The sequence below is a fragment of the Microbacterium sp. zg.B48 genome, assembly GCF_024623505.1.
Classification (GTDB): Bacteria; Actinomycetota; Actinomycetes; order Actinomycetales; family Microbacteriaceae; genus Microbacterium.
The window spans coordinates 208,036-225,454 of record NZ_JANJFE010000003.1 but is presented as its reverse complement, the minus strand read 5'-3'; the positions used below and the strand labels follow the sequence as shown (position 1 = coordinate 225,454).

The 17,419-nt window shown below is 69.9% G+C and carries 22 protein-coding genes; 13 read left to right on the top strand and 9 right to left on the bottom strand.

Annotated features, from left to right (window positions below):
• Position 1: 1 nt before the first annotated feature.
• Positions 2 to 439: a VOC family protein gene (locus NQ152_RS02940; RefSeq protein WP_257522955.1), complete on the bottom strand. Its 438-nt coding sequence runs from the start codon at positions 437 to 439 to the stop codon at positions 2 to 4.
• A 91-nt stretch (positions 440 to 530) separates the two neighbouring features.
• Here NQ152_RS02940 and NQ152_RS02935 point away from each other — a divergent pair, with 91 nt between their 5' ends.
• On the top strand, positions 531 to 1,046 hold the full coding sequence (locus tag NQ152_RS02935; protein WP_257522954.1) for a hypothetical protein: 516 nt from the start codon (positions 531 to 533) through the stop codon (positions 1,044 to 1,046).
• A 26-nt stretch (positions 1,047 to 1,072) separates the two neighbouring features.
• On the opposite strand, the gene NQ152_RS02930 is transcribed toward NQ152_RS02935, so the two are convergent.
• Positions 1,073 to 1,834 (bottom strand): membrane protein insertase YidC, encoded by a 762-nt coding sequence (locus NQ152_RS02930; protein WP_257522953.1) that lies wholly within the window; start codon positions 1,832 to 1,834, stop codon positions 1,073 to 1,075.
• A gap of 100 nt (positions 1,835 to 1,934) precedes the next feature.
• Positions 1,935 to 2,219 (bottom strand): DUF6412 domain-containing protein, encoded by a 285-nt coding sequence (locus NQ152_RS02925; protein ID WP_257503279.1) that lies wholly within the window; start codon positions 2,217 to 2,219, stop codon positions 1,935 to 1,937.
• 160 nt (positions 2,220 to 2,379) lie between these two features.
• Between NQ152_RS02925 and NQ152_RS02920 the strand changes: the two genes are divergently transcribed.
• From NQ152_RS02920 to NQ152_RS02900, 5 genes are all read left to right on the top strand, one after another.
• Entirely contained in the window at positions 2,380 to 3,420 is a 1,041-nt protein-coding gene (locus tag NQ152_RS02920; RefSeq protein ID WP_257522952.1) for a lactonase family protein, read from the top strand.
• Between the two features lie 85 nt (positions 3,421 to 3,505).
• Positions 3,506 to 3,694, top strand: coding sequence for a hypothetical protein (locus NQ152_RS02915; protein ID WP_257503277.1), 189 nt, complete (start codon positions 3,506 to 3,508; stop codon positions 3,692 to 3,694).
• A gap of 155 nt (positions 3,695 to 3,849) precedes the next feature.
• Positions 3,850 to 4,119: a hypothetical protein gene (locus NQ152_RS02910; protein WP_257503276.1), complete on the top strand. Its 270-nt coding sequence runs from the start codon at positions 3,850 to 3,852 to the stop codon at positions 4,117 to 4,119.
• 66 nt (positions 4,120 to 4,185) lie between these two features.
• Positions 4,186 to 4,686, top strand: a complete 501-nt coding sequence (locus tag NQ152_RS02905; protein WP_306815550.1) for a DUF6804 family protein — start codon at positions 4,186 to 4,188, stop codon at positions 4,684 to 4,686.
• Positions 4,687 to 4,998: 312 nt separating this feature from the next.
• Complete coding sequence (locus NQ152_RS02900) at positions 4,999 to 5,208, top strand: hypothetical protein (RefSeq protein WP_257522951.1); 210 nt, start codon at positions 4,999 to 5,001, stop codon at positions 5,206 to 5,208.
• 37 nt (positions 5,209 to 5,245) lie between these two features.
• Here NQ152_RS02900 and NQ152_RS02895 read toward each other — a convergent pair whose 3' ends face one another.
• Positions 5,246 to 6,349 carry an alpha/beta hydrolase gene (locus tag NQ152_RS02895; RefSeq protein WP_257522950.1) on the bottom strand — a complete coding sequence of 368 codons (1,104 nt, stop codon included), beginning with the start codon at positions 6,347 to 6,349 and terminating at the stop codon, positions 5,246 to 5,248.
• 159 nt (positions 6,350 to 6,508) lie between these two features.
• On the opposite strand from NQ152_RS02895, the gene NQ152_RS02890 reads away from it, so the two are divergent.
• Positions 6,509 to 8,113: a glycosyltransferase family A protein gene (locus tag NQ152_RS02890; protein ID WP_257522949.1), complete on the top strand. Its 1,605-nt coding sequence runs from the start codon at positions 6,509 to 6,511 to the stop codon at positions 8,111 to 8,113.
• Between the two features lie 271 nt (positions 8,114 to 8,384).
• Positions 8,385 to 8,585: a hypothetical protein gene (locus NQ152_RS02885; protein WP_257522948.1), complete on the top strand. Its 201-nt coding sequence runs from the start codon at positions 8,385 to 8,387 to the stop codon at positions 8,583 to 8,585.
• Positions 8,586 to 8,636: 51 nt separating this feature from the next.
• On the opposite strand, the gene NQ152_RS02880 is transcribed toward NQ152_RS02885, so the two are convergent.
• A complete protein-coding gene (locus NQ152_RS02880) occupies positions 8,637 to 9,809 on the bottom strand; it encodes an epoxide hydrolase family protein (protein ID WP_257522947.1) in 1,173 nt (390 codons plus the stop codon).
• 74 nt (positions 9,810 to 9,883) lie between these two features.
• Here NQ152_RS02880 and NQ152_RS17345 point away from each other — a divergent pair, with 74 nt between their 5' ends.
• Positions 9,884 to 9,994, top strand: a complete 111-nt coding sequence (locus tag NQ152_RS17345; RefSeq protein ID WP_257503270.1) for a DUF1731 domain-containing protein — start codon at positions 9,884 to 9,886, stop codon at positions 9,992 to 9,994.
• Between the two features lie 40 nt (positions 9,995 to 10,034).
• Positions 10,035 to 10,352 carry a hypothetical protein gene (locus NQ152_RS02875; RefSeq protein ID WP_257503269.1) on the top strand — a complete coding sequence of 106 codons (318 nt, stop codon included), beginning with the start codon at positions 10,035 to 10,037 and terminating at the stop codon, positions 10,350 to 10,352.
• Here NQ152_RS02875 and NQ152_RS02870 read toward each other — a convergent pair.
• Both NQ152_RS02870 and NQ152_RS02865 read right to left on the bottom strand, forming a co-directional pair.
• Entirely contained in the window at positions 10,321 to 10,839 is a 519-nt protein-coding gene (locus NQ152_RS02870) for an ATP-dependent endonuclease (protein ID WP_257522946.1), read from the bottom strand. The two genes, NQ152_RS02875 and NQ152_RS02870, sit on opposite strands and share 32 nt — an antisense overlap.
• 65 nt (positions 10,840 to 10,904) lie before the next feature.
• Positions 10,905 to 12,659: an FAD-dependent oxidoreductase gene (locus tag NQ152_RS02865; protein WP_257522945.1), complete on the bottom strand. Its 1,755-nt coding sequence runs from the start codon at positions 12,657 to 12,659 to the stop codon at positions 10,905 to 10,907.
• A gap of 107 nt (positions 12,660 to 12,766) precedes the next feature.
• Between NQ152_RS02865 and NQ152_RS02860 the strand changes: the two genes are divergently transcribed.
• From NQ152_RS02860 to NQ152_RS02850, 3 genes are read left to right on the top strand one after another with little or no spacing between them, the layout of a single operon-like run.
• On the top strand, positions 12,767 to 13,918 hold the full coding sequence (locus NQ152_RS02860; RefSeq protein WP_257522944.1) for an NAD(P) transhydrogenase subunit alpha: 1,152 nt from the start codon (positions 12,767 to 12,769) through the stop codon (positions 13,916 to 13,918).
• Positions 13,918 to 14,232, top strand: a complete 315-nt coding sequence (locus NQ152_RS02855; RefSeq protein ID WP_257522943.1) for an NAD(P) transhydrogenase subunit alpha — start codon at positions 13,918 to 13,920, stop codon at positions 14,230 to 14,232. Before NQ152_RS02860 ends, NQ152_RS02855 begins: the two co-directional genes overlap by 1 nt.
• A complete protein-coding gene (locus tag NQ152_RS02850; RefSeq protein WP_257522942.1) occupies positions 14,229 to 15,608 on the top strand; it encodes an NAD(P)(+) transhydrogenase (Re/Si-specific) subunit beta in 1,380 nt (459 codons plus the stop codon). The genes NQ152_RS02855 and NQ152_RS02850 overlap by 4 nt, the downstream gene beginning before the upstream one ends.
• 62 nt (positions 15,609 to 15,670) lie before the next feature.
• Here the strand turns inward: NQ152_RS02850 and NQ152_RS02845 are convergent, their stop codons facing one another.
• Together NQ152_RS02845 and NQ152_RS02840 are read right to left on the bottom strand one after the other, a co-directional pair.
• Complete coding sequence (locus NQ152_RS02845; protein WP_257503263.1) at positions 15,671 to 16,015, bottom strand: Lsr2 family protein; 345 nt, start codon at positions 16,013 to 16,015, stop codon at positions 15,671 to 15,673.
• Between the two features lie 240 nt (positions 16,016 to 16,255).
• The gene (locus NQ152_RS02840) at positions 16,256 to 17,113 is read right to left on the bottom strand and encodes a LuxR C-terminal-related transcriptional regulator (RefSeq protein WP_257522941.1); all 858 of its coding nucleotides are present in this window, start codon (positions 17,111 to 17,113) and stop codon (positions 16,256 to 16,258) included.
• Between the last annotated feature and the right edge of the window lie 306 nt (positions 17,114 to 17,419).

The window sequence follows — 17,419 nt, the reverse complement described above, 5'->3', positions numbered from 1 at the left end:
GTCAGGTCCTGTTCAGCTCCTCGGCGAACATCACGATGATGCCACTCGGACCCCGGACGTAGGTCAGCTTGTACACGTCCTGGTAGGTGGCCACACCGCGCAGGGGGCGGCATCCGTGTCTGGCGGCGATCTCCAGGGCCTCGTCGATGTCATCGACTGAGAACGCCACGCGGTGCATACCGATCTCGTTCGGACGGGTGGGCTCCGTATCGATGGCTGCCGGGTGGAGGTACTCGAACAGCTCGATGCGGCCGTGACCGTCCGGGGTCTGAAGCATCGCGATCCGAGCGTGGTTGCCGTCCACGCCCACGGCGGTGTCGGCCCAGTCGCCACTGACCGTGTCCTGGCCGATGAGCGAGAGACCGAGGTCGGTGAAGAACGCGATCGTCGCGTCCAGGTCGCGCACCGCGATGCCGATGTTCTCCAGTGTGATGGGCATGCCCTGCACGCTACCCAGCCGGTTCGATCGGCTCCAGTGCCGCCCGTAGGGTTGTCGAGGACATCGCAGCAGATACCGTCCCGGGAAGGCCATGGCAGACACAGATCACATCGGACTGCTCGAGACCCCGATCGGCGGGCTGTCGCGAGCAGAGCTGCGGAGCGAGCTGTCCGCACGCGGCATCCTTTTGAACGCGCACGCCGAAACCCTGCTGGCCGACGCCGCGTTCGACCAACAGCCTCGTCGGGTGATCGCGGTCACGGAGTGCTCGGTCGCCGCCCTCGGCCGCCCCGAGGGTGCCCACCTCTCCGAGATCTTCGCACTCGCGCGCGAGGAGGGACTGCTGCTGTGCCCACCCGACGCGGGACCCTATCTGCGTCTGGCGCTGACCGACCAGGACACGTCGCCGGATTCGGTGATGTCCGCCGGCAACGCACCCACCGGGTCCCTCACGGTCGCCGCCGAGCCGCTCAGGGCGGACGACGAGTTCCCGAAGGGCTTCTACCTCCGTGTGGTCGACGGCCGACCTTGGCTGCGCGGCTACCGATGCGATGACGCGCACACCTGGTCCGCTGAGGACCGCTTCCTCTTTCGCGTGCCGGCATAGGCGGAGCGCATGCCGGGCGGTCCGGGTCAGCCCGCCGTCGGACCGGCCGGCCGCACGGGGTAGATCCGGCGCAGGATCACCCGCTGGACCAGCGTCCACGTGACCGTCACCAGGAGGTACAGCCCGGCGGCGAGCGGGACGAAGATCGCAGCCACCGCGCTCGCGAACTGAAGGAGGCCAACGAGGTGAAGCGCCCCGACGGAGCCCGGTGCGGTGGAGTCGACCGCCGGTTGCGGTCGCAGGATGCGCCGCGTGATCTCGGCGACGGCGGCGATGGCGGCGATCAGAACGACGAACACGGCGCCGGTGCCGAACGTCACCGCGCCCGTGCCCAGCTCCGCGATGAGGCTGGTTCCCAGCGGTACACCCAGGAGCGGCTCGGTCAACAGACCGTTCGGATGACCGGCGATGGAGGTGTGCAGGAAGAGCGCGTAGATCACGCCGACGACCGGAGCCTGGATCAGCACGGGCAGGCAGCCGGCGAAGGGGGAGGCCTTCTCGTCGGCGTAGAGGCGCATCGTCTCGCGCTGCAGGCGCTCGCGGCCGTTCTTGTGTTTCCGCTGAAGCGCGATCAGCTTCGGGGCCAGACGCGCGCGGGTCTGCTCGGCTTTGGCCTGAGCGACCCCGGTGGGGATGAGGATGGCGCGCACGAGGAGGGTGAGCAGGATGACGGCGACCGCTGCGGACGCGGCGCCGGTGATCGGGTGCAGGAAGGCAGCGAGCCCCATCAGCAGCGCATACGCGGCATCCAGGGTGGCGGCGATGGGTGGCAGTGCGAAAAGGTCCACGGAATGTCCGTTCGTCGATGTCAGAGGTGGGCGCGGAGCGGCCACGTGGGACATCGACGGACACGGAACTGCGCCCGGTCGGGCGAGCGTGCGTCGAGGACTAGGCGGCCGAGGCCGCGAGACCGGGAGCTCGAGAGCGGGGGTGGCCGGCGGCATCCGGATCGCTCTGCGACATCGGCGCGGAGACGTCGGCCGTCCGGCGCGGACGCGCCAGTGACGCCGAGACGGACCGCGGGAGCGTGATGGCCAGCACCACGGTGAGGATCAGGGCCGCAGCCGATATCACCGCGACGGCGACCGTCACCGCGGCGGGGTCGGACCCGGCGGCGAGGAGACCGAGCGAGGTGAGCAGGACCTGCAGGAATGAGCCGATCATGTCCGCCATCGCACCCTCCCGCCGTTCTGGATGCCGTCACGCTAACACGACCGCGCCGTCCACCGACCGGGATCCGGCGACCGCCGTCGTTGCGCCGGCGCAGCTGCGGCGTGTGTGCGCCGTCCCACCGATCCTCGCGGCGCACGCGGTCAGGTCATAGCATCGGGGGATGGCGGACTCCTCACTCGTGCTCGTCGCAAACGCCGGCGACGGCAGCATCAGCACCTTCCGGCTGGAGGACGGCTCGCTCCAGCGCCTGGCGGTGACCGCGGCGCTCGCGGGCTGCTCGACCTTCGCGGTCGATTCGGCGCGGGACCTGGTCTACGCGGCGGTACAGGACAGTGGGCAGGACGGACGGGCCGGCATCCTGACCCTCCGCCTGGATCGCCGGACCGGCGCGCTCGAGGCGGGCCCGCGCCGGGATCTGCCGGGGGGCAAGCTGAATTACGTCGCCTTGTCCCGGCACGGCGCCGGACTGCTCGGCGCCTCCTACGACGGTGGGTACGGGATCAGCTGCCCGATCACCGACGGTGTCGTCGGTGACCCCGTCTCGCGGGTCGCCTTCCCCAACCTGCACTCGGTGCTGCCGAGCACAGACGGCAGGTTCGCCTACTTCGTCTCCCTCGGCGCCGACCTCGTGGCGCAGTACGCACTGGGAGACGATCTGCGCCTGGCGCCGCTCGAACCGGCGACGGTCGCCGCGCCGGCCGGAAGCGGTCCGCGTCATCTCGTGCTGAACGACGCAGAGGACGCGCTCTACGTGCTCACCGAGTTCTCCGGCCAGGTGCTGCACTTCGCCCGCGACCCCGACTCCGGAACGCTCGGGCTGCGGGACGCGACCGACGCGTTCGACCCGTCGACGGGTCTGCGCCACAGTCGATTCGGCGCAGACCCGACGGCGGAGCACCTCATCTGGGGCGCCGACCTGCATCTCGGCGCGGACGGCCGCTACCTGTGGTGCTCGGAACGGACCGAGAGCACGCTCGGCGCCGTCGCGGTCGCCGACGACGGCTCGGTGTCTGCGCCCGACCGGTTCGTGACCACCGAGCCGCAGCCGCGCGGCTTCGCGGTCAGTCCCGACGGTGCTCACCTGGTCGCGGCGGGGGAGCGGTCCACGACCATCTCGCTGTACGCGGTGACGGGCGATCGGCTGGAGCTGCTGCAGCGGGCGGAGACGGGTCGCGGCGCGAACTGGGTCCGCTTCGTCTGAGCCCGCGCCGCTCGGGTCTGCCGTCGGCGCTGCCCGCGCGGTTCGGGATGCCGGGACGCGTCGTGTTCGGCCTACGCTGATGATCATGTCGACCGAAGGATTTGCCGCGTCCGCCGATGACGACCGTTCGCGGGCGCACGTTCCCGGCCCGGACGATCCCGGCCTGCCCGAACTGGAAGAGGACGAGACCATCGCGCCGCGCCCCGAGGAGGAGGTCGCCGACGTGCTGCGGGCCCGACCGGACCTGGAAGATCACAGCGAACGTCCCGAGTGACGGCACACCGCCCGGAGCGGTGAGCCGCCCCGCCGGCGTCCCGGCGCGATGCTGAACCACGGCTAGCGCATCGTCGGCGGATCGTCCAGCCCCCACCTTTCCGGCCCACCCCGTTCTAAACAGGTCTCACCCTCGCGAAATCAAGGGAGATGAAGATGGCCGAAGTTCCTCAGCCCGTCAACGACAACAGCATCAAGGTCCGCCAGCTGACCCACTATCAGTTCTCCTGGGTCGCGGGTGAGCCCGCCGAAGAGGGCACGTTCACCCTGCAACTGGTCCTCGATCAGGGAGCATGGGAGGAGGTCCTGACCGTCGACGCCGACGACGCCGATGTGCTGCAGGATCTGCTCGTGAACACGAGCGATGTCCATTACGACATCGACCGGCGCACGCTCATGTTCGGCGTCACCAAAGTCGGGCACTGATTCACGGATGCCGGTGCACGGCCTTCCGGGCCGGCACCGGCATCCCCGCTCCCGGGGCTGGGCCGAATGGACAAGCCCGTCGTGATCACCGAAGATCGCTACGGCGCTCCGATCGACGCGGCCTTGCAGTACTGCGGTGGCGGCGTCGGTCTTGCGGCGTCGGCATCCCCGGCTCCGGCCGGCGGCCCGCAGATTGATCCCCACGGAACGGACACCACACCCATGGCCCCATCGACACCGGCCGCCCCGGAGTTCCAGCGCAATGCGTTCGCCCCGGGGATCCTCGCCGCCATCGCGTGTCTGGCGGGAATCGCGCTGGTGGGCCACGAGTACTACCTCGCCGTCCAGTTCGTCATCGCCATCCTCGCGGTCATCGTCGGGTGGTTCGCGATCCAGGCGGGGCAATGGTGGTGGGCTCCGGTGATGCTCGCGATCGCGATCCTGTGGAACCCGTTCTACCCGTTCGCCTTTTCGGGACCCTGGTGGGCTGCCGCGCACATCGCGGCGGCCGCCGCGTTCCTCGCCGCCGGCGCGACCGTGCGGACCCGCCGGAACCCGACCCGGTAGCCGGCCCGGCCGGGCACCGCTACGGCACGGCGATCGTCCTCGGCCTGACGTTCGCCGCGCGCGGCGGCCGAACGACGACGGCCCGCGGGCATGAAAAAGCCCCGACCGTTACCACGCGGCCGGGGCGAGACGGATGAGAAGTCCGCCTATCCCCTCCAGCATACCCCGCCGAATCACCGACCCGGGCGATCCGCCAGACCTGGCCGTGGAGTGGACCGCACCGCAGTCAACCCCGTTGCGCGGCGTCCGGTGTCGCCGGAGGCTGGAGGGAAACGATGCAGACCGGAAACGATGCAGACCGGAGGAGAACTGATGAGCAGCGAATCGCAGTCGCAAGAACCCGCGCAGGACGAAGAACCCGCGCAGAACGAGCAGATGCCCGCGAACGAGGATCTCGAGGAGCCCAGCACCGAGAAGCCGCCGGAGGAGCAGCCGAAGGCCCCCGACGCCGGCGACCCGGAGCCCAGTCATGAGGCGGTGGGGATCGGCGTGATCGGCCGCCCGCTGGTCGATCCCGAGTAGCTTGGCCTGCGGAGTCGCGAAGACCGAACGGGTCCGCTCAGTCCTCGTGCAGGCGTCGCAGGGCGCCGATGACGTCCCGATGCCAGCGTCGCGCGGAAGCCAGCGCGCCGGTGAAGATGGCGGTGTCGTGGGTCACCCCCAGATACTGGACCGCACTCGCCTCGACTCCGGCGGCCCGGAGCCGGGCCGCGTAGGCGGCGCCGTCACCCCGCAGCGGGTCGTACTCCGCGGTCAGGATCACCGCTTCAGGCAGACCCGCATGCGACGCGGCGAGCAACGGTGAGGCGAGGGGGTTGCGCCGATCGGCTTTCTGCGCCAGGTACGTGCGAGCGACCGAGCTCAGCTCGCGCAGCGCGATGAAACGGGGGATGCCGAGGGCCCGCGTGGCGCGCAGGTCCAGGTGCCGACCCGTGAGGTCCGTGACCGGCACCTCCAGCAGCTGCAGGCGGATCGGCAGGCTCGTCCGGTCACGGTTGGCCAGGGTCAGCGCTGCGGCGATCGACCCGCCCGCTGAGGTGCCGGCGACTCCGACGCGGTCCGGATCGATTCCCAGGTCCGCTGCGTTCTGGTGCAGCCACACCAGTGCCGCGTGCGCCTGTTCGATCTGCGTCGGAAACCGGTGCTCGGGGGCCAGGGCGTAGTCCACCGCGGCCATCGCGACACCCGCCTCGGCCGCGCGGCGGCGGTTCGCGGCATCCGTCGTCGGATAATCGACCCCACCGATCCGGAACGCTCCACCGAAGAAGCTCAGCCACGCCGGCACCGGCCCGGCGTCGGCCGCGTCGGGATAGTACATGCGCACACGCACGGACGGATGCCCGGGGACGGGCACCTCGTGCTCGGTTGTGCGAACGTCCGGACCGGGCGTGCCGACGCTCTGCAGCTCTTTGCGGTCCCACGCCAGGGCGGCCCGGCGGTGCCGGGCGCGTGCCTTCTGCGGATCGGCGCGACCCTGCGGCGTGCGCCGAACCGTCGGCTGGTCCGTGGAGGCGGGCGTGGCATCGGTCGTCGCCGCGCCGGCGCCTCCCCACAGCAGTGCTCGCCAGCCGGCCACGCGTTTGCGGGCTGCTTCGAGGACCTGGCCGATCAGGTAGCGCCGGTGCACGCGCAGCCGTTCGGAGAAGAACGGGTCCAAGGGCATCGGGCGCTCCTCGAGAGTCGGGCTTCGATCCTACCGAGCGTGCCCGTCCCCGGCACCCGCGATCACGTGCGTCCTGGGCGCGTATGGCACCGGGCGCGGCGGCGAGATGAGATTGAATACGGGTATGACCAATCGATCAGTCCCTCCCCGCACGGTGTCGTGCCCGTGCGGGTAAGCGTCGTCGTTCCGGTGTTCAAGCCGGGACTGGGTTTCGACGAGCTGATGGAGTCCTTCGACCGGCAGAGCCTCGGACCGGACGATTTCGAGGTCCTTCTGTGCGATGACGGCTCGGGCAGTCCGACTCGAGAGCGTCTGGAACAGATCTCGCGCGCGCGTCCCCACGTCCGTGTCCTGACTCTGCCGCACACCGGGTGGCCCGGAACGCCGCGCAACCACGGCATCGAGGCCGCGCGCGGCGAGTACGTCTTCTTCGCCGATCAGGACGACCGGCTGTTCGATGACGCGCTCGAGCAGCTCTGCGACTACGCCGACCGCCACGCATCCGATGTGGTCATCGGCAGGGAGGTCGGCGTCGGACGGCGGATCCCGCGGGGGATCTTCCGTCGCGACATCCCGCACGCCGTGCTCGGCAAGGACCCGATCCTCGAGTTGCTCACGCCCCACAAACTGTTCCGCACCTCGTTCCTGCGATCCCACGGCATCCGGTTCCCCGACGGCCGCGTGCGGTTGGAGGATCACCTCTTCGTGATGCAGGCGTATTTCCGCGCCCGCACCATCTCGGTCCTGGCAAGTCAGCCCTGCTACGCGTGGGTGAAGCACCCGGGCAGCGCCAGCGCGTCGCGCATCGACCCGGTGACGTATTTCCCGCACCTGGAGGCCGTGCTGGACCTGGTCGAGGCCAACACCGAACCCGGCACCCTGCGGGACACGCTCCTGCGGCACTGGTATCGCGGAAAGATCCTGGGCCGCCTGGGCGGACGGCGCATGCTCCGCTATCCGGCGGACTATCGCGACCTCTTCCTGGACGTGGTCATCCCCATCGCGCAACGCAGATTCACTCCCGCCGTCGAGGCGGGGCTGGCCTTTCCCCTCCGAATCCGATCGGCGCTGCTGCGTGCAGGGGAGCGGGAGGGCCTGCTTCGCCTGGCCGAGTTCGACGCCGAGCTGGACTGCCGCGCCGAGGTGACCTCCGCCCGCTGGACGCGCGCGGGAAAGCTGGAGCTGACCGTCGAGGTCCGCGTGCTGCGCGAGGACCGCGATGCTCTGATCTTCGACGTGCCGGAGACGAACGCGGAGTCCTCGGCCGGGGCCGGTCGCGAAAGGACGTCCCGCCCCGCGAGCTGGCGGGCTCCGGCCGGGATCAGTGAGAATCTGCCGAGGCCCGACGTCCTCGACGCGACGCGCGACCTGCGCCGGGACCGGGTCGAGGTGCTGGTCCGCGACGTCGACGGCAGCGAGCGGCGCATCCAGGCGCGACCGGCGCAGACCCTGCTGCCCGCGGTCCTCACCCTCGACCCGCTGCGTTTCTTCGGCCGGAGCGACATCTCCACCGGCGGACAGCTCGTCACGCAGGTGCGGCACGCCGGGTGGAGCTTCGACGTGCCGCTGCGAGCAGAACACACCGTGCTCGACGGCCTGGGCGCTTCGCCGTTCCTGGCGGGACGGACCTGCCGGGTGGTCGCGGGCGAGGACGGCAGCGTTCAGCTGCGGCGCGAGTGGCCCGGGGGCCGTCTGCGGGATCTCGCGGCCCGCGCGATCCGTCGCGCGCTCGGATCCGTGCGACAGGCGCTCCGCCGACGGTGATCGGATGCCGCGCCCGCACGCTGCGGAACACGTCGACGCGGCGCGGGGAGATTGCCCCGGGGGCGTCATGCCCCCCGACAACGCCCCCGGAGGATCCCAACGTAACCCGCGCACGAGTTCGCGCCGCAAACGGCGCCGAGGGGTTGACTCGCCATCCGTATTCCGATAGTCCGATCCGATGACCGAGGCCTTCCGCCCAGCGGCGATCTGAGTAATGTCGCAGTGAAGATCTGAGTAATGTCGCAGTGAAAAGGTGACAGGAGGAAGCCGGATGCCCGAGTCCACGACATCCCCGCCCGAAGATCTGCGCGGCACCGCCGACGAGCGCATGGCTCAGCTTGCAGAGTGGGACGCAGCGGGGGGCGCGCTGTCTCCGGAGTGGCTGCGCCGTCAGCTGGATGCGACGCTGGCGGCGTGGGCACAGGACGAGACGACGCTCGACATCGAGAAGGACGCGCACACCGATTTCTGAGCGCGGGGCGGCACGTCCCGCACGACCGCTCCGGCACACCGCTGGGTGCACTCAGCTACTCAGCGCCGAGCGGTACGGGCGGAAGAACTCCCGCAGCTCCTGCACATAGAGCTCCGGCTGCTCGAACGGGGCGAAGTGACCGCCGCGGTCCGGTTCCGTCGCACGTGCCAGATTCGTCATTCGTTCCAGCCATGCGCGCGGGGGCCGGACGATGTCGGCGGGGAAGATGGAGAACCCGGACGGGACCTCGACCCGGCGGGACAGCTGCTCGGCGGAGATCGACGCGTTGCTGTGGTACATCCGCATCGCCGAGCCGATGTTGCCGTTCACCCAGTACTGGGTGAGCAGAGTGAGGATCTCGTCCTTCGTGAAGCAGCGTTCCACGTCGCCGTCGCAGTCGCTCCAGCTGCGCAGCTTCTCCACGATCCATGCCGCCAACCCGACGGGTGAGTCGATCAAACCGAACGCTGCGGTCTGAGGTTTGGTGCGGTGCATGGCGGCGTAGGCGCCCTCCGCGCCGGCCCACGTGGCCGCATCGTCCAGCCAGTCGCGCTCGTCTTGTGTCAGCTCAGACCGGTCGCCGGCGAAGAACGGAAGTCCGGCATCCATCCGGTGCACCGCGATCACACGATCCGGGTGATCGAGCGCCAGGAAACGGCTCACGCCGCTGCCGATGTCGCCGCCCGCCGTGACGAACCGGTCGTAGCCGAGGAGGGTCATCAGCTCGGACCATCGGTCCGCGACGTCGGGAGAGGTGAGGGGTCTGGTCGGACGCTCGGAGTATCCGTAGCCCGGCATGTCGGGGACGATCACATCGAAGGCGTCGTCCGGGTCGCCGCCGTGGGCACCGGGGTCGGTCAGCAGCGGGATGACCTTGAGGTAGCGCCAGAACGAGTCCGGCCAGCCATGGGTCAGCAGTAGCGGCAGCACCGGGCGGCTGCGGTCGGCGGCTCGGGCATGCACCAGATGGATGCGGGATCCGCCGAGTTGCGCGCGGTAGTGCGGCAACCGGCCGATCGCATCCTCCTGCGCGTCCCAGTCGAACTCGTCGGCCCAGTACGCCACCAGTTCGCGCAGGTAGGCCAGGTCGGTGCCGAGCGACCACCCATCGCCTTCCGCGGCGTCCGGCCAGCGAGTCGCGCGCAGCCGTGCGCGAAGGTCGTCGATCACGGCCGGATCCGCGCGGGGCGTGAACCGTTCGAGCTGATATGCCTGTTCCGCCATGAAAGCAGAGTAGCGCGCGACCGGACGTCGGCAGCGCTGGGCCGAACCCGACGCCGTCAGCACCGCTCGCGAACGTGGCCGGTGCGCGGTGGGTGCTGCCGGAGCGCCTCACCGCGGCCGGGTACGCGTTCTCGCAGCCGGACCTGCGCGGGGCGCTGCGATCACTGGTCCCGGGTGCCGGCTGAACCCTGGTGCTCACGGCCGCGGCATCCGATCATGGGTGTCATGAGTGCACACGAAACCGTCGTGCGGATGTGGCGCGGAGCGGTGCGGAGCGAGGATCGGGACGCCTATGTCGACTACGTCGAGCGCACCGGGATGCGCCAGTACCGCGCCACCCCGGGGAATCTGGACGCCTGGCTGCTCACGCGCGAGCGGGGCGACGGACTGACCGAGATCCTCACCGTGTCGCGGTGGGAGTCGTTCGACGCGATCACGGGGTTCGCGGGCGCGGATGCCGAGCGGGCGGTGTTCTATCCGGATGATGACCGCTACCTCGTCGAACGCGACCTCACCGTGCGGCATTACTCGCAGGCGGGGTGAGGTCGCCGTCGCCGGCGGCCCTCAGCAGTGCGCGGATCGGCGGCGGCGCATGCTCCAGCGGCACCGCCTGGGCCATCAGCCGCGCGTACCGCAGCTTGTTGCCGCTGCGGCCGCTGAAGAACCGGGCCAGCTGTTGCTCCGGGGTGCGCGACCGCTGGGCGGGCTGACGCTGCAGGCGGCGCAGCGAAGCGAGCTCACCCTGCCCGGCGATGAGAGCCACGACGGCGGGTACGCCGAGGGCATCGATGAACTCCGCCTCCAGGTCGGGGTCGCAGACGAACACGGTCTTGATCACCCGCTCGAAATCCCGCCGCTCGGCGATGTCGACCAGCCCGATGACGCGCTCATCCGCGTGCGCGGCGGCGGCGCGGGCCGCGCCCTTGGAGCCCCCCACTGCGACCACCACCGGAACGCGCAGACCGAGCCGTCCGGCGATGGTCTCCACGGCGGCCCGGTCGCTGTCTCCCTCGACGATGATGACCGCCATGGCAGCGAGATTATCCGGCGCCGCGACCGCGTGGGTGGCGGCGGGCCGATGCTGAGCGGGCCGGGTCACCCGCCGACGTGGGCGCCGAGGTGCGCGTGCACGGCGGAGATCACGACGGAGCCCTCACCCACCGCAGACGCGACCCGTTTGACCGACCCACGTCGCACGTCGCCGACGGCATAGAAACCCGGCACCGACGATTCGAACTGCGTCGGCGCGCCCTCGGCGCCGAGCCAGGCACGACGGCCGCCCTCTGTGAGCACCTCCGCTCCGGTGATGACAGATCCCCACTTGTCACGCAGCACTTCGGGCGCCAGCCACTCGGTGTGGGGGTGCGCTCCGATCGTGATGAACACTGCATCCGCCGGCAGTTCCAGGCGCTCCCCGGATTCACTGCGTTCGAGGATGACGTGATCGAGCCGGTCGGCGTCGTGGGCGCCGGCGTCCACGACCCGCGCGCCGGTGATCAGACCCACGCCCGCGGCATCCAGCTGGTCGATCAGGTATCGCGACATGCTCTCCGCGAGCGAAGGCCCGCGCACCACGAGCGAGACCGACCGCGCATAGCGGGCGAGGTGCAGCGCCGCCTGCCCCGCGGAGTTGCCGCCGCCCACCACGAGCACCGCCCGCCCCGCCTGTGCGCGCGCCTCGACGGAGGAGGCACCGTAGAACACCGACGCGCCGACGTACGGCCGCAACCCGGGCGCCGCCAGGCGACGGTAGCTGACCCCTGACGCGAGCACCACCGAGCGTGCGCGCATTCGCTCATCGCCATCGACCTGCAGCTCGAAGCTTCCATCGGACACCGCCATGCCCACCACGCGGCGGGTGTGCGCGAAGCGGGCGCCGAAGGTCCAGGCCTGCTGATATGCCCGTTGCGCGAGTTCGGTGCCGGATACCCCGCGTGAGAACCCGAGGTAGTTGCGGATGAGGGAGCTGGACCCGGCCTGTCCGCCGATCGACCCGGCCTCCAGCACCACCGTGTCCAGGCCCTCGGATGCCGCGTACACGGCCGCGGCCAGCCCAGCCGGTCCGGCGCCGACGATCGCCACGTCCACGACGCCCTCGGGAAGGGAGGTGTCCAGACCGTACGAGCGGACCAGGGCGGCATCATCGGGGTCGATCAGCACGGCACCGTCTGCGGTGCGCACCAGCGGCACGGCGTCGTAGTCGATCCCCGCGTCCGCGAGCAGGGCCATCGCCTCGGGCGAGCCGGGATCCAGGTGTTCGGCATGGATGCCGCCGCGCTCCATCAGCGTGTGCAGCTCGTGGGTGCGCGGCTGCGCCTGGTCGCCGATGACGGTGAACCCCCGCCGCCGCTGTCCACTGGAGAACTCCCACTCGTGGAGGAAATCCGTGATCGCCCGGTGGAACGATTCGTCTGCCCGGTCCACGGGTCTCACGACGTAGTAGTCGATCTGCACGAGCGAGATGAGTTCGAGCACCGCGGCGGTCGTGTCGCGATTCGCCCACGAGCCCCACTCGATGACCAGGCCGCGCCGGACGTTGGGGAAGCGGCGGCGCGCGGCGGCGAAGACGTTCTCGTGACCGTGGGCGGGTGAGGCGTCATCGGAGAGCACCAGCGCCAGGTCCCCGCCGGAGGCATGCAGGTCCTCGATCGCCGTGACGCCGCTCTCCGCCGCGCCGGCGTCGAGAATGCGATAGTCCCGCGCGTAGCGGCGGTTCAGCGGGTCGACCACCGCTCGGCGGAGCCGGTCATCGCCCGAGACGACCAGGATCGCGGGCAGACGTGGCGTCGCCTCACCGGGGTTCATCCCGGCTTCGTGCACCGTGTGGCCGTCGGAGGATCCCGAGTCCATGCGCGAAGCATACGCCGGGGTGCTCTCCAACGCGCCGGTGACGATTTCCGCCCGCTACGATTCCGGAAAGAGGCCCGACGCTGCCGTCAGGCCGGAGTGGGGAGTCAGTGACCATTCACGTGCGCATACGCGCAGAGCGCGCGCCCGGCGAGAAGCGCGTCGCCGCGACACCGGATAGCGTCAAGAAGCTGCGCGCCGCGGGAGCCTCCGTTCAGGTGGAGTCCGGCGCCGGTCTGGGCTCCCTGCTGACCGATGCCGCCTATGAGGCCGCCGGCGCCGGCATCGTGGCAGACCACGCGGCCGTCGAACCCGGGACCGTGCTGTTGCATGTCCGCCCGCTGAGCGCAGACGAGACCTCCGCTCTTCCGGCCGGCACCGTGACCGTCGGGACGCTGGACCCGTTTCAGCACCCCGGCTCGGTGACGGCCGCCCGCGATGCGCGCGTGACGACGTTCGCGCTGGACATGCTGCCGCGCATCTCTCGGGCGCAGTCCATGGATGTGCTCTCCTCACAGGCGCTGCTGGCCGGCTACCGGCTGGTGACGCTGGCCGCCGACGCGTTCGGTCGCATGTTCGGCATGACGATGACCGCCGCCGGCACCCTCGCTCCGGCCCGGGTGCTCGTCCTCGGCGCGGGGGTGGCGGGTCTGCAGGCCATCGCCACGGCCAAGCGGCTGGGCGCAGTCGTCTCGGCCAACGACGTGCGCGCGGCATCCGCCGACGAGGTCCGCTCGGTCGGCGGCACGTTCATCGACCTGGACCTCGGCACGGCGGAAGCCGGCGGGGGCTACGCGAAGGAGCTGGCCGAAGACCGGGCGCGGCGCCAGCAGGAACTGCTCGCACCCCACATCGCGGCATCCGACATCGTCCTGACCACCGCCGCCGTCCCGGGTCGAGCGGCTCCGCGACTGGTGACCGCCGACATGGTGGCGGCCATGAGGCCCGGCTCCGTGCTCGTGGACCTCGCCGCCGAATCGGGCGGCAACATCGAAGGGTCCGTGCCGGGGGAGTGGCGGACCGTTCCCGTGCCGGGAGGGGCGCTCACGCTGATCGGCGCCCGCGACATCCAGTCCGACCTCGCGCCGGACGCCTCCAAGCTCTATGCGATGAACTGCGCGAACTTCACCGCGCTGATCATGAAGGACGGTGACCTCATGCTCGACTTCGACGATGAACTGGTCTCGGGAAGCGTGGTGACCCACGATGGCGCCGTGCGCAACGAGCGGGTCGCCGCGAGCATCGAGGGGGTGCGCGCCTGATGGACGGTTTCGCTCTCCTCACCATCACGATCCTGGCCGTGTTCCTCGGCTTCGAAGTCGTCTCCAAGGTCTCCAGCACGCTGCATACGCCGCTGATGTCCGAGGCGAACGCGATCCACGGGATCATCCTGCTCGGGGCCGTTCTGGTGGCCGGACAGGCGGAGGACCCCCTGGCCCTGGCCCTGTCGATCCTGGCCGTGCTGCTGGCGACGATCAACGTCGTGGGCGGCTTCGTGGTCACCGACCGGATGCTGCTGATGTTCCGGGCAAAGCCGCGCGCAACGCGGAACACCGGCGCGGAGGTGGGCGCGTGAAACTCCTGCCCCCCGAAGTCGTCACGGTCTGCTACATCGTCGCGGCAGTGCTGTTCATCCTCGCGCTCAAGGGCCTGAGCAACCCGCGCACCGCGCGACGGGCCAACCTGCTGGGCGCGGCGGGGGCGGCGCTGGCGATCCTCGCCTTCGGGCTCAGCGTCGAACTGCGCAACCTCGGCTGGATCCTCGGTGCCATCGTCGTCGGCTCCGTGATCGCCGTGATCGCCGCTCGTCGCGTGCAGATGACGCAGATGCCCCAGCTGGTCGCCGCGTTCAACGGCGTCGGCGGCGGGGCGGCCGCCCTGGTCGCGCTCGTGGAGATCGCGCACAGCGAGAACCCCTGGACGTTGGGCGTGGTCGCGGTCACCGTGCTGATCGGCGGCGTTTCGCTGACCGGCTCGTTCGTGACCTTCGGCAAGCTGCAGGGGATCATCACGACGCGGGCGGTCACCTTCCCGGGGCTGCGCGTGCTCATGGTGGTGCTCGTGCTCGCCGCCCTGGCCGCCGGTGCGGCGCTGATCGCGACCGGCGACGCCGTCTACGCGTACCTGCTGCTGGCCGCGGGGCTGATTCTGGGGGTGCTGCTGGTGATGCCGATCGGCGGCGCCGATGTGCCGATCGTCATCTCGTTGCTGAACGCCTTCACCGGCCTGGCCGTCGCGGCATCCGGCCTGGTGCTGTCCAACGTGCTGCTCCTGATCGCCGGCACCCTGGTCGGAGCGAGCGGCACGATCCTGACGATGGCGATGGCCAAGGCGATGGGCCGCACGGTCACCGGAATCGTGTTCGGCGCCTTCCGTGCGCATGCGGCCGGTGGCGCCGCCGCGTCCGCGTCGGATCGGCCGGTGCGGACGATGGAGGCTGACGACGTCGCGATCCTGCTCGACTACGCGCAGCGGGTCGTCATCGTGCCCGGGTACGGGCTCGCGGTTGCCGGCGCCCACCACGCCGCCGCCGAACTGGCCGAGCTGCTGCGCGACCGGGGAGTGGACGTCGTGTTCGGCATCCACCCGGTGGCGGGGCGGATGCCGGGGCACATGAATGTCCTCCTGGCCGAGGCCAACGTGCCCTACGACGCACTGGTCGAGATGGACGAGGTCAATCCGCGGTTCAAGACGACCGATCTGGTGCTGGTGATCGGCGCCAACGACGTCGTCAACCCGGCCGCCAAGACCTCGCCCGGCTCGCCCATCTACGGGATGCCGATCCTCAACGTCGCCGAGGCACAGCAGGTGGTGTTTCTGAAGCGGTCACTCAACCCCGGGTTCGCCGGCATCGAGAACGAGCTGTTCTTCGATTCCAAGGTCTCAATCGTGCTGGGCGACGCGAAGCAGACGCTGACTGGAGTGCTCTCGTCGGTCAAATCGACCGCCTGAACCGCGTTCGGGTGGTGAGTCGCGGACGGTTCGCACCCGCGCGAGGCCGACCCGAATCGCCCTCAGTGCGCGGCTTCGTACGCTTCGATCACCGCTGCCGGGACCCTGCCCCGTTCGGAGACCTGGAAGCCGTTGTCCTTGGCCCATGCGCGGATGGCGCTGTAATCCTGCTGCCCGGGTCGACGGCGACCACGGGAGTCGGACGAGGCCTTGCGCGACGAGGAGATGGAGCGGGCGGCGGATACGTACGGGGCCACCGCGTCACGCAACGCAGCGGCATTCTCGGCTGTCAGGTCTATCTCGTATGCCACCCCGTCGATCGAGAAATGGACCGATTCGCCCTCACCCACTTCGAGGAGGGTTCCGTCCAGGTCATCAACCAGCTGGTGAACAATTCTTCGCGCCATGGTTCAAAGAATACGCTCCGTCGCCCGAATTTACTATCGGCAATCCGGCGGGTCGTATTCCGACTGAATTCGAACGCAAATGCCTATCCGGTGCCGAATGCGGTGTCCAGAGTCCAAGGTCCTAAATGCCTTGCCGTCGCGTGTCGAATCCGCGACTTTACGATTCAGGCTCCCTGCGACACTGCGGAAGAAGGGCTGCTGCCGCCTTTTACTGCGCGCGTGAAGTCCGGCGCGCAATGGTCACGGGAGAATGCCGGCCCGGCGAGCTTTCGCGACGGCGGCGTGACGGGTCGAGGCCTCCAGCTTCGCCATCGCCGATTGCAGATAAGACTTCACCGTGCCCTCTTTCAGAGCCAGACCGGAAGCGATCTCCGCATTCGTGGCACCCAATGCGACACGGGAGAGCACATCGATCTCGCGCGGCGACAACGCGATCGCGAAATCCGCCGGCGTGCCCGTGTCGACGTTCGATATCGCGGCTATGCGCTTTTCCAGAAGCTCGAGCCGTTCCCGTACATGGACGTCTTTGACGACCGAGGCGATACTGCGCAACTCCGCGTAGCTCTCCCTCAACTCTTCCCGGGCCGCGGCATCCAGACCCCACGTGTCAGTGGCCGGCGGAACCAGCGCCATGCGGCGTTCCACCTCGTCGCGGATCCGCAGTTCGCTGCTGAGCGCGTCGGCGACGGTGAATGCCGGCCGGGTGACCATGTCCCCGACGGGCACCTCGGACCAGGTGCCGCAGTACAGCACTCCGCGGGCCGTGCCGCCGACCAGAATCGGGATCGCGAAGAGCGTCGCGATCCCCTCGCCGAGCACGGCACGGTCGTAGTCATGGGTGATGTTGCGTGAGGTCCGGTAGTCCAGAGCCAGCCGCGGGCGCTTCTCGACCAGGGCGCGACCGCCCAGACCCCGGGTCGCATGCACGACCAGCCCGTCCAGGCTCCGCGTGCGCGTTCCTGCCGTCGCGGTGACCGCAACCGCACCGTCACGCTCGAGCCCGCCGAATGCGACCGGGAAGGCGGTCTTGCGGGTGAGGTCCGCGACCGCACGCGCAACCAGTTCGGTCTCTGTCTCGGTGCCGGTCCGCGCGGCCACAGATACCTACTTCCGGGGGTGACGATGTGATCACCGCTTTTCGTAGCGTCGACGATACCACCGCGGCGAAGCGAGGTCGGCAGCCGCTGGGACAGGTTTCAAAGGAGAAACTCCCATGGTCGGATACACCTCGGAATGGCGTCGGAGTCTGGATGACCCGACCGCGTTCTGGACCCGGCCGTCCTCGGCGCCGTGACCGTCGCTGTGCGCGGCGCGCTCGGGGCTCGGCAAAAAGCTCGCTGAGCGTTTCGCAACACCTCGCAACACCTCGCAACACCTCGCAACACCAAAGAAGCAAGGCACAAG

What these genes read in the sequence shown, in the direction of transcription:
- NQ152_RS02920 (WP_257522952.1), top strand. Translation starts at nt 2,380, where the DNA reads ATGGCGGACTCCTCACTCGTGCTCGTCGCAAACGCCGGCGACGGCAGC.
- NQ152_RS02845 (WP_257503263.1), bottom strand. Translation starts at nt 16,015, where the DNA reads ATGGCGCGAAGAATTGTTCACCAGCTGGTTGATGACCTGGACGGAACC.
- NQ152_RS02865 (WP_257522945.1), bottom strand. Translation starts at nt 12,659, where the DNA reads ATGGACTCGGGATCCTCCGACGGCCACACGGTGCACGAAGCCGGGATG.
- NQ152_RS02925 (WP_257503279.1), bottom strand. Translation starts at nt 2,219, where the DNA reads ATGGCGGACATGATCGGCTCATTCCTGCAGGTCCTGCTCACCTCGCTC.
- NQ152_RS02900 (WP_257522951.1), top strand. Translation starts at nt 4,999, where the DNA reads ATGAGCAGCGAATCGCAGTCGCAAGAACCCGCGCAGGACGAAGAACCC.
- NQ152_RS02940 (WP_257522955.1), bottom strand. Translation starts at nt 439, where the DNA reads ATGCCCATCACACTGGAGAACATCGGCATCGCGGTGCGCGACCTGGAC.
- NQ152_RS02905 (WP_306815550.1), top strand. Translation starts at nt 4,186, where the DNA reads ATGGACAAGCCCGTCGTGATCACCGAAGATCGCTACGGCGCTCCGATC.
- NQ152_RS02910 (WP_257503276.1), top strand. Translation starts at nt 3,850, where the DNA reads ATGGCCGAAGTTCCTCAGCCCGTCAACGACAACAGCATCAAGGTCCGC.
- NQ152_RS02875 (WP_257503269.1), top strand. Translation starts at nt 10,035, where the DNA reads ATGAGTGCACACGAAACCGTCGTGCGGATGTGGCGCGGAGCGGTGCGG.
- NQ152_RS02880 (WP_257522947.1), bottom strand. Translation starts at nt 9,809, where the DNA reads ATGGCGGAACAGGCATATCAGCTCGAACGGTTCACGCCCCGCGCGGAT.
- NQ152_RS02885 (WP_257522948.1), top strand. Translation starts at nt 8,385, where the DNA reads ATGCCCGAGTCCACGACATCCCCGCCCGAAGATCTGCGCGGCACCGCC.
- NQ152_RS02915 (WP_257503277.1), top strand. Translation starts at nt 3,506, where the DNA reads ATGTCGACCGAAGGATTTGCCGCGTCCGCCGATGACGACCGTTCGCGG.
- NQ152_RS02870 (WP_257522946.1), bottom strand. Translation starts at nt 10,839, where the DNA reads ATGGCGGTCATCATCGTCGAGGGAGACAGCGACCGGGCCGCCGTGGAG.
- NQ152_RS02935 (WP_257522954.1), top strand. Translation starts at nt 531, where the DNA reads ATGGCAGACACAGATCACATCGGACTGCTCGAGACCCCGATCGGCGGG.
- NQ152_RS02895 (WP_257522950.1), bottom strand. Translation starts at nt 6,349, where the DNA reads ATGCCCTTGGACCCGTTCTTCTCCGAACGGCTGCGCGTGCACCGGCGC.
- NQ152_RS02855 (WP_257522943.1), top strand. Translation starts at nt 13,918, where the DNA reads ATGGACGGTTTCGCTCTCCTCACCATCACGATCCTGGCCGTGTTCCTC.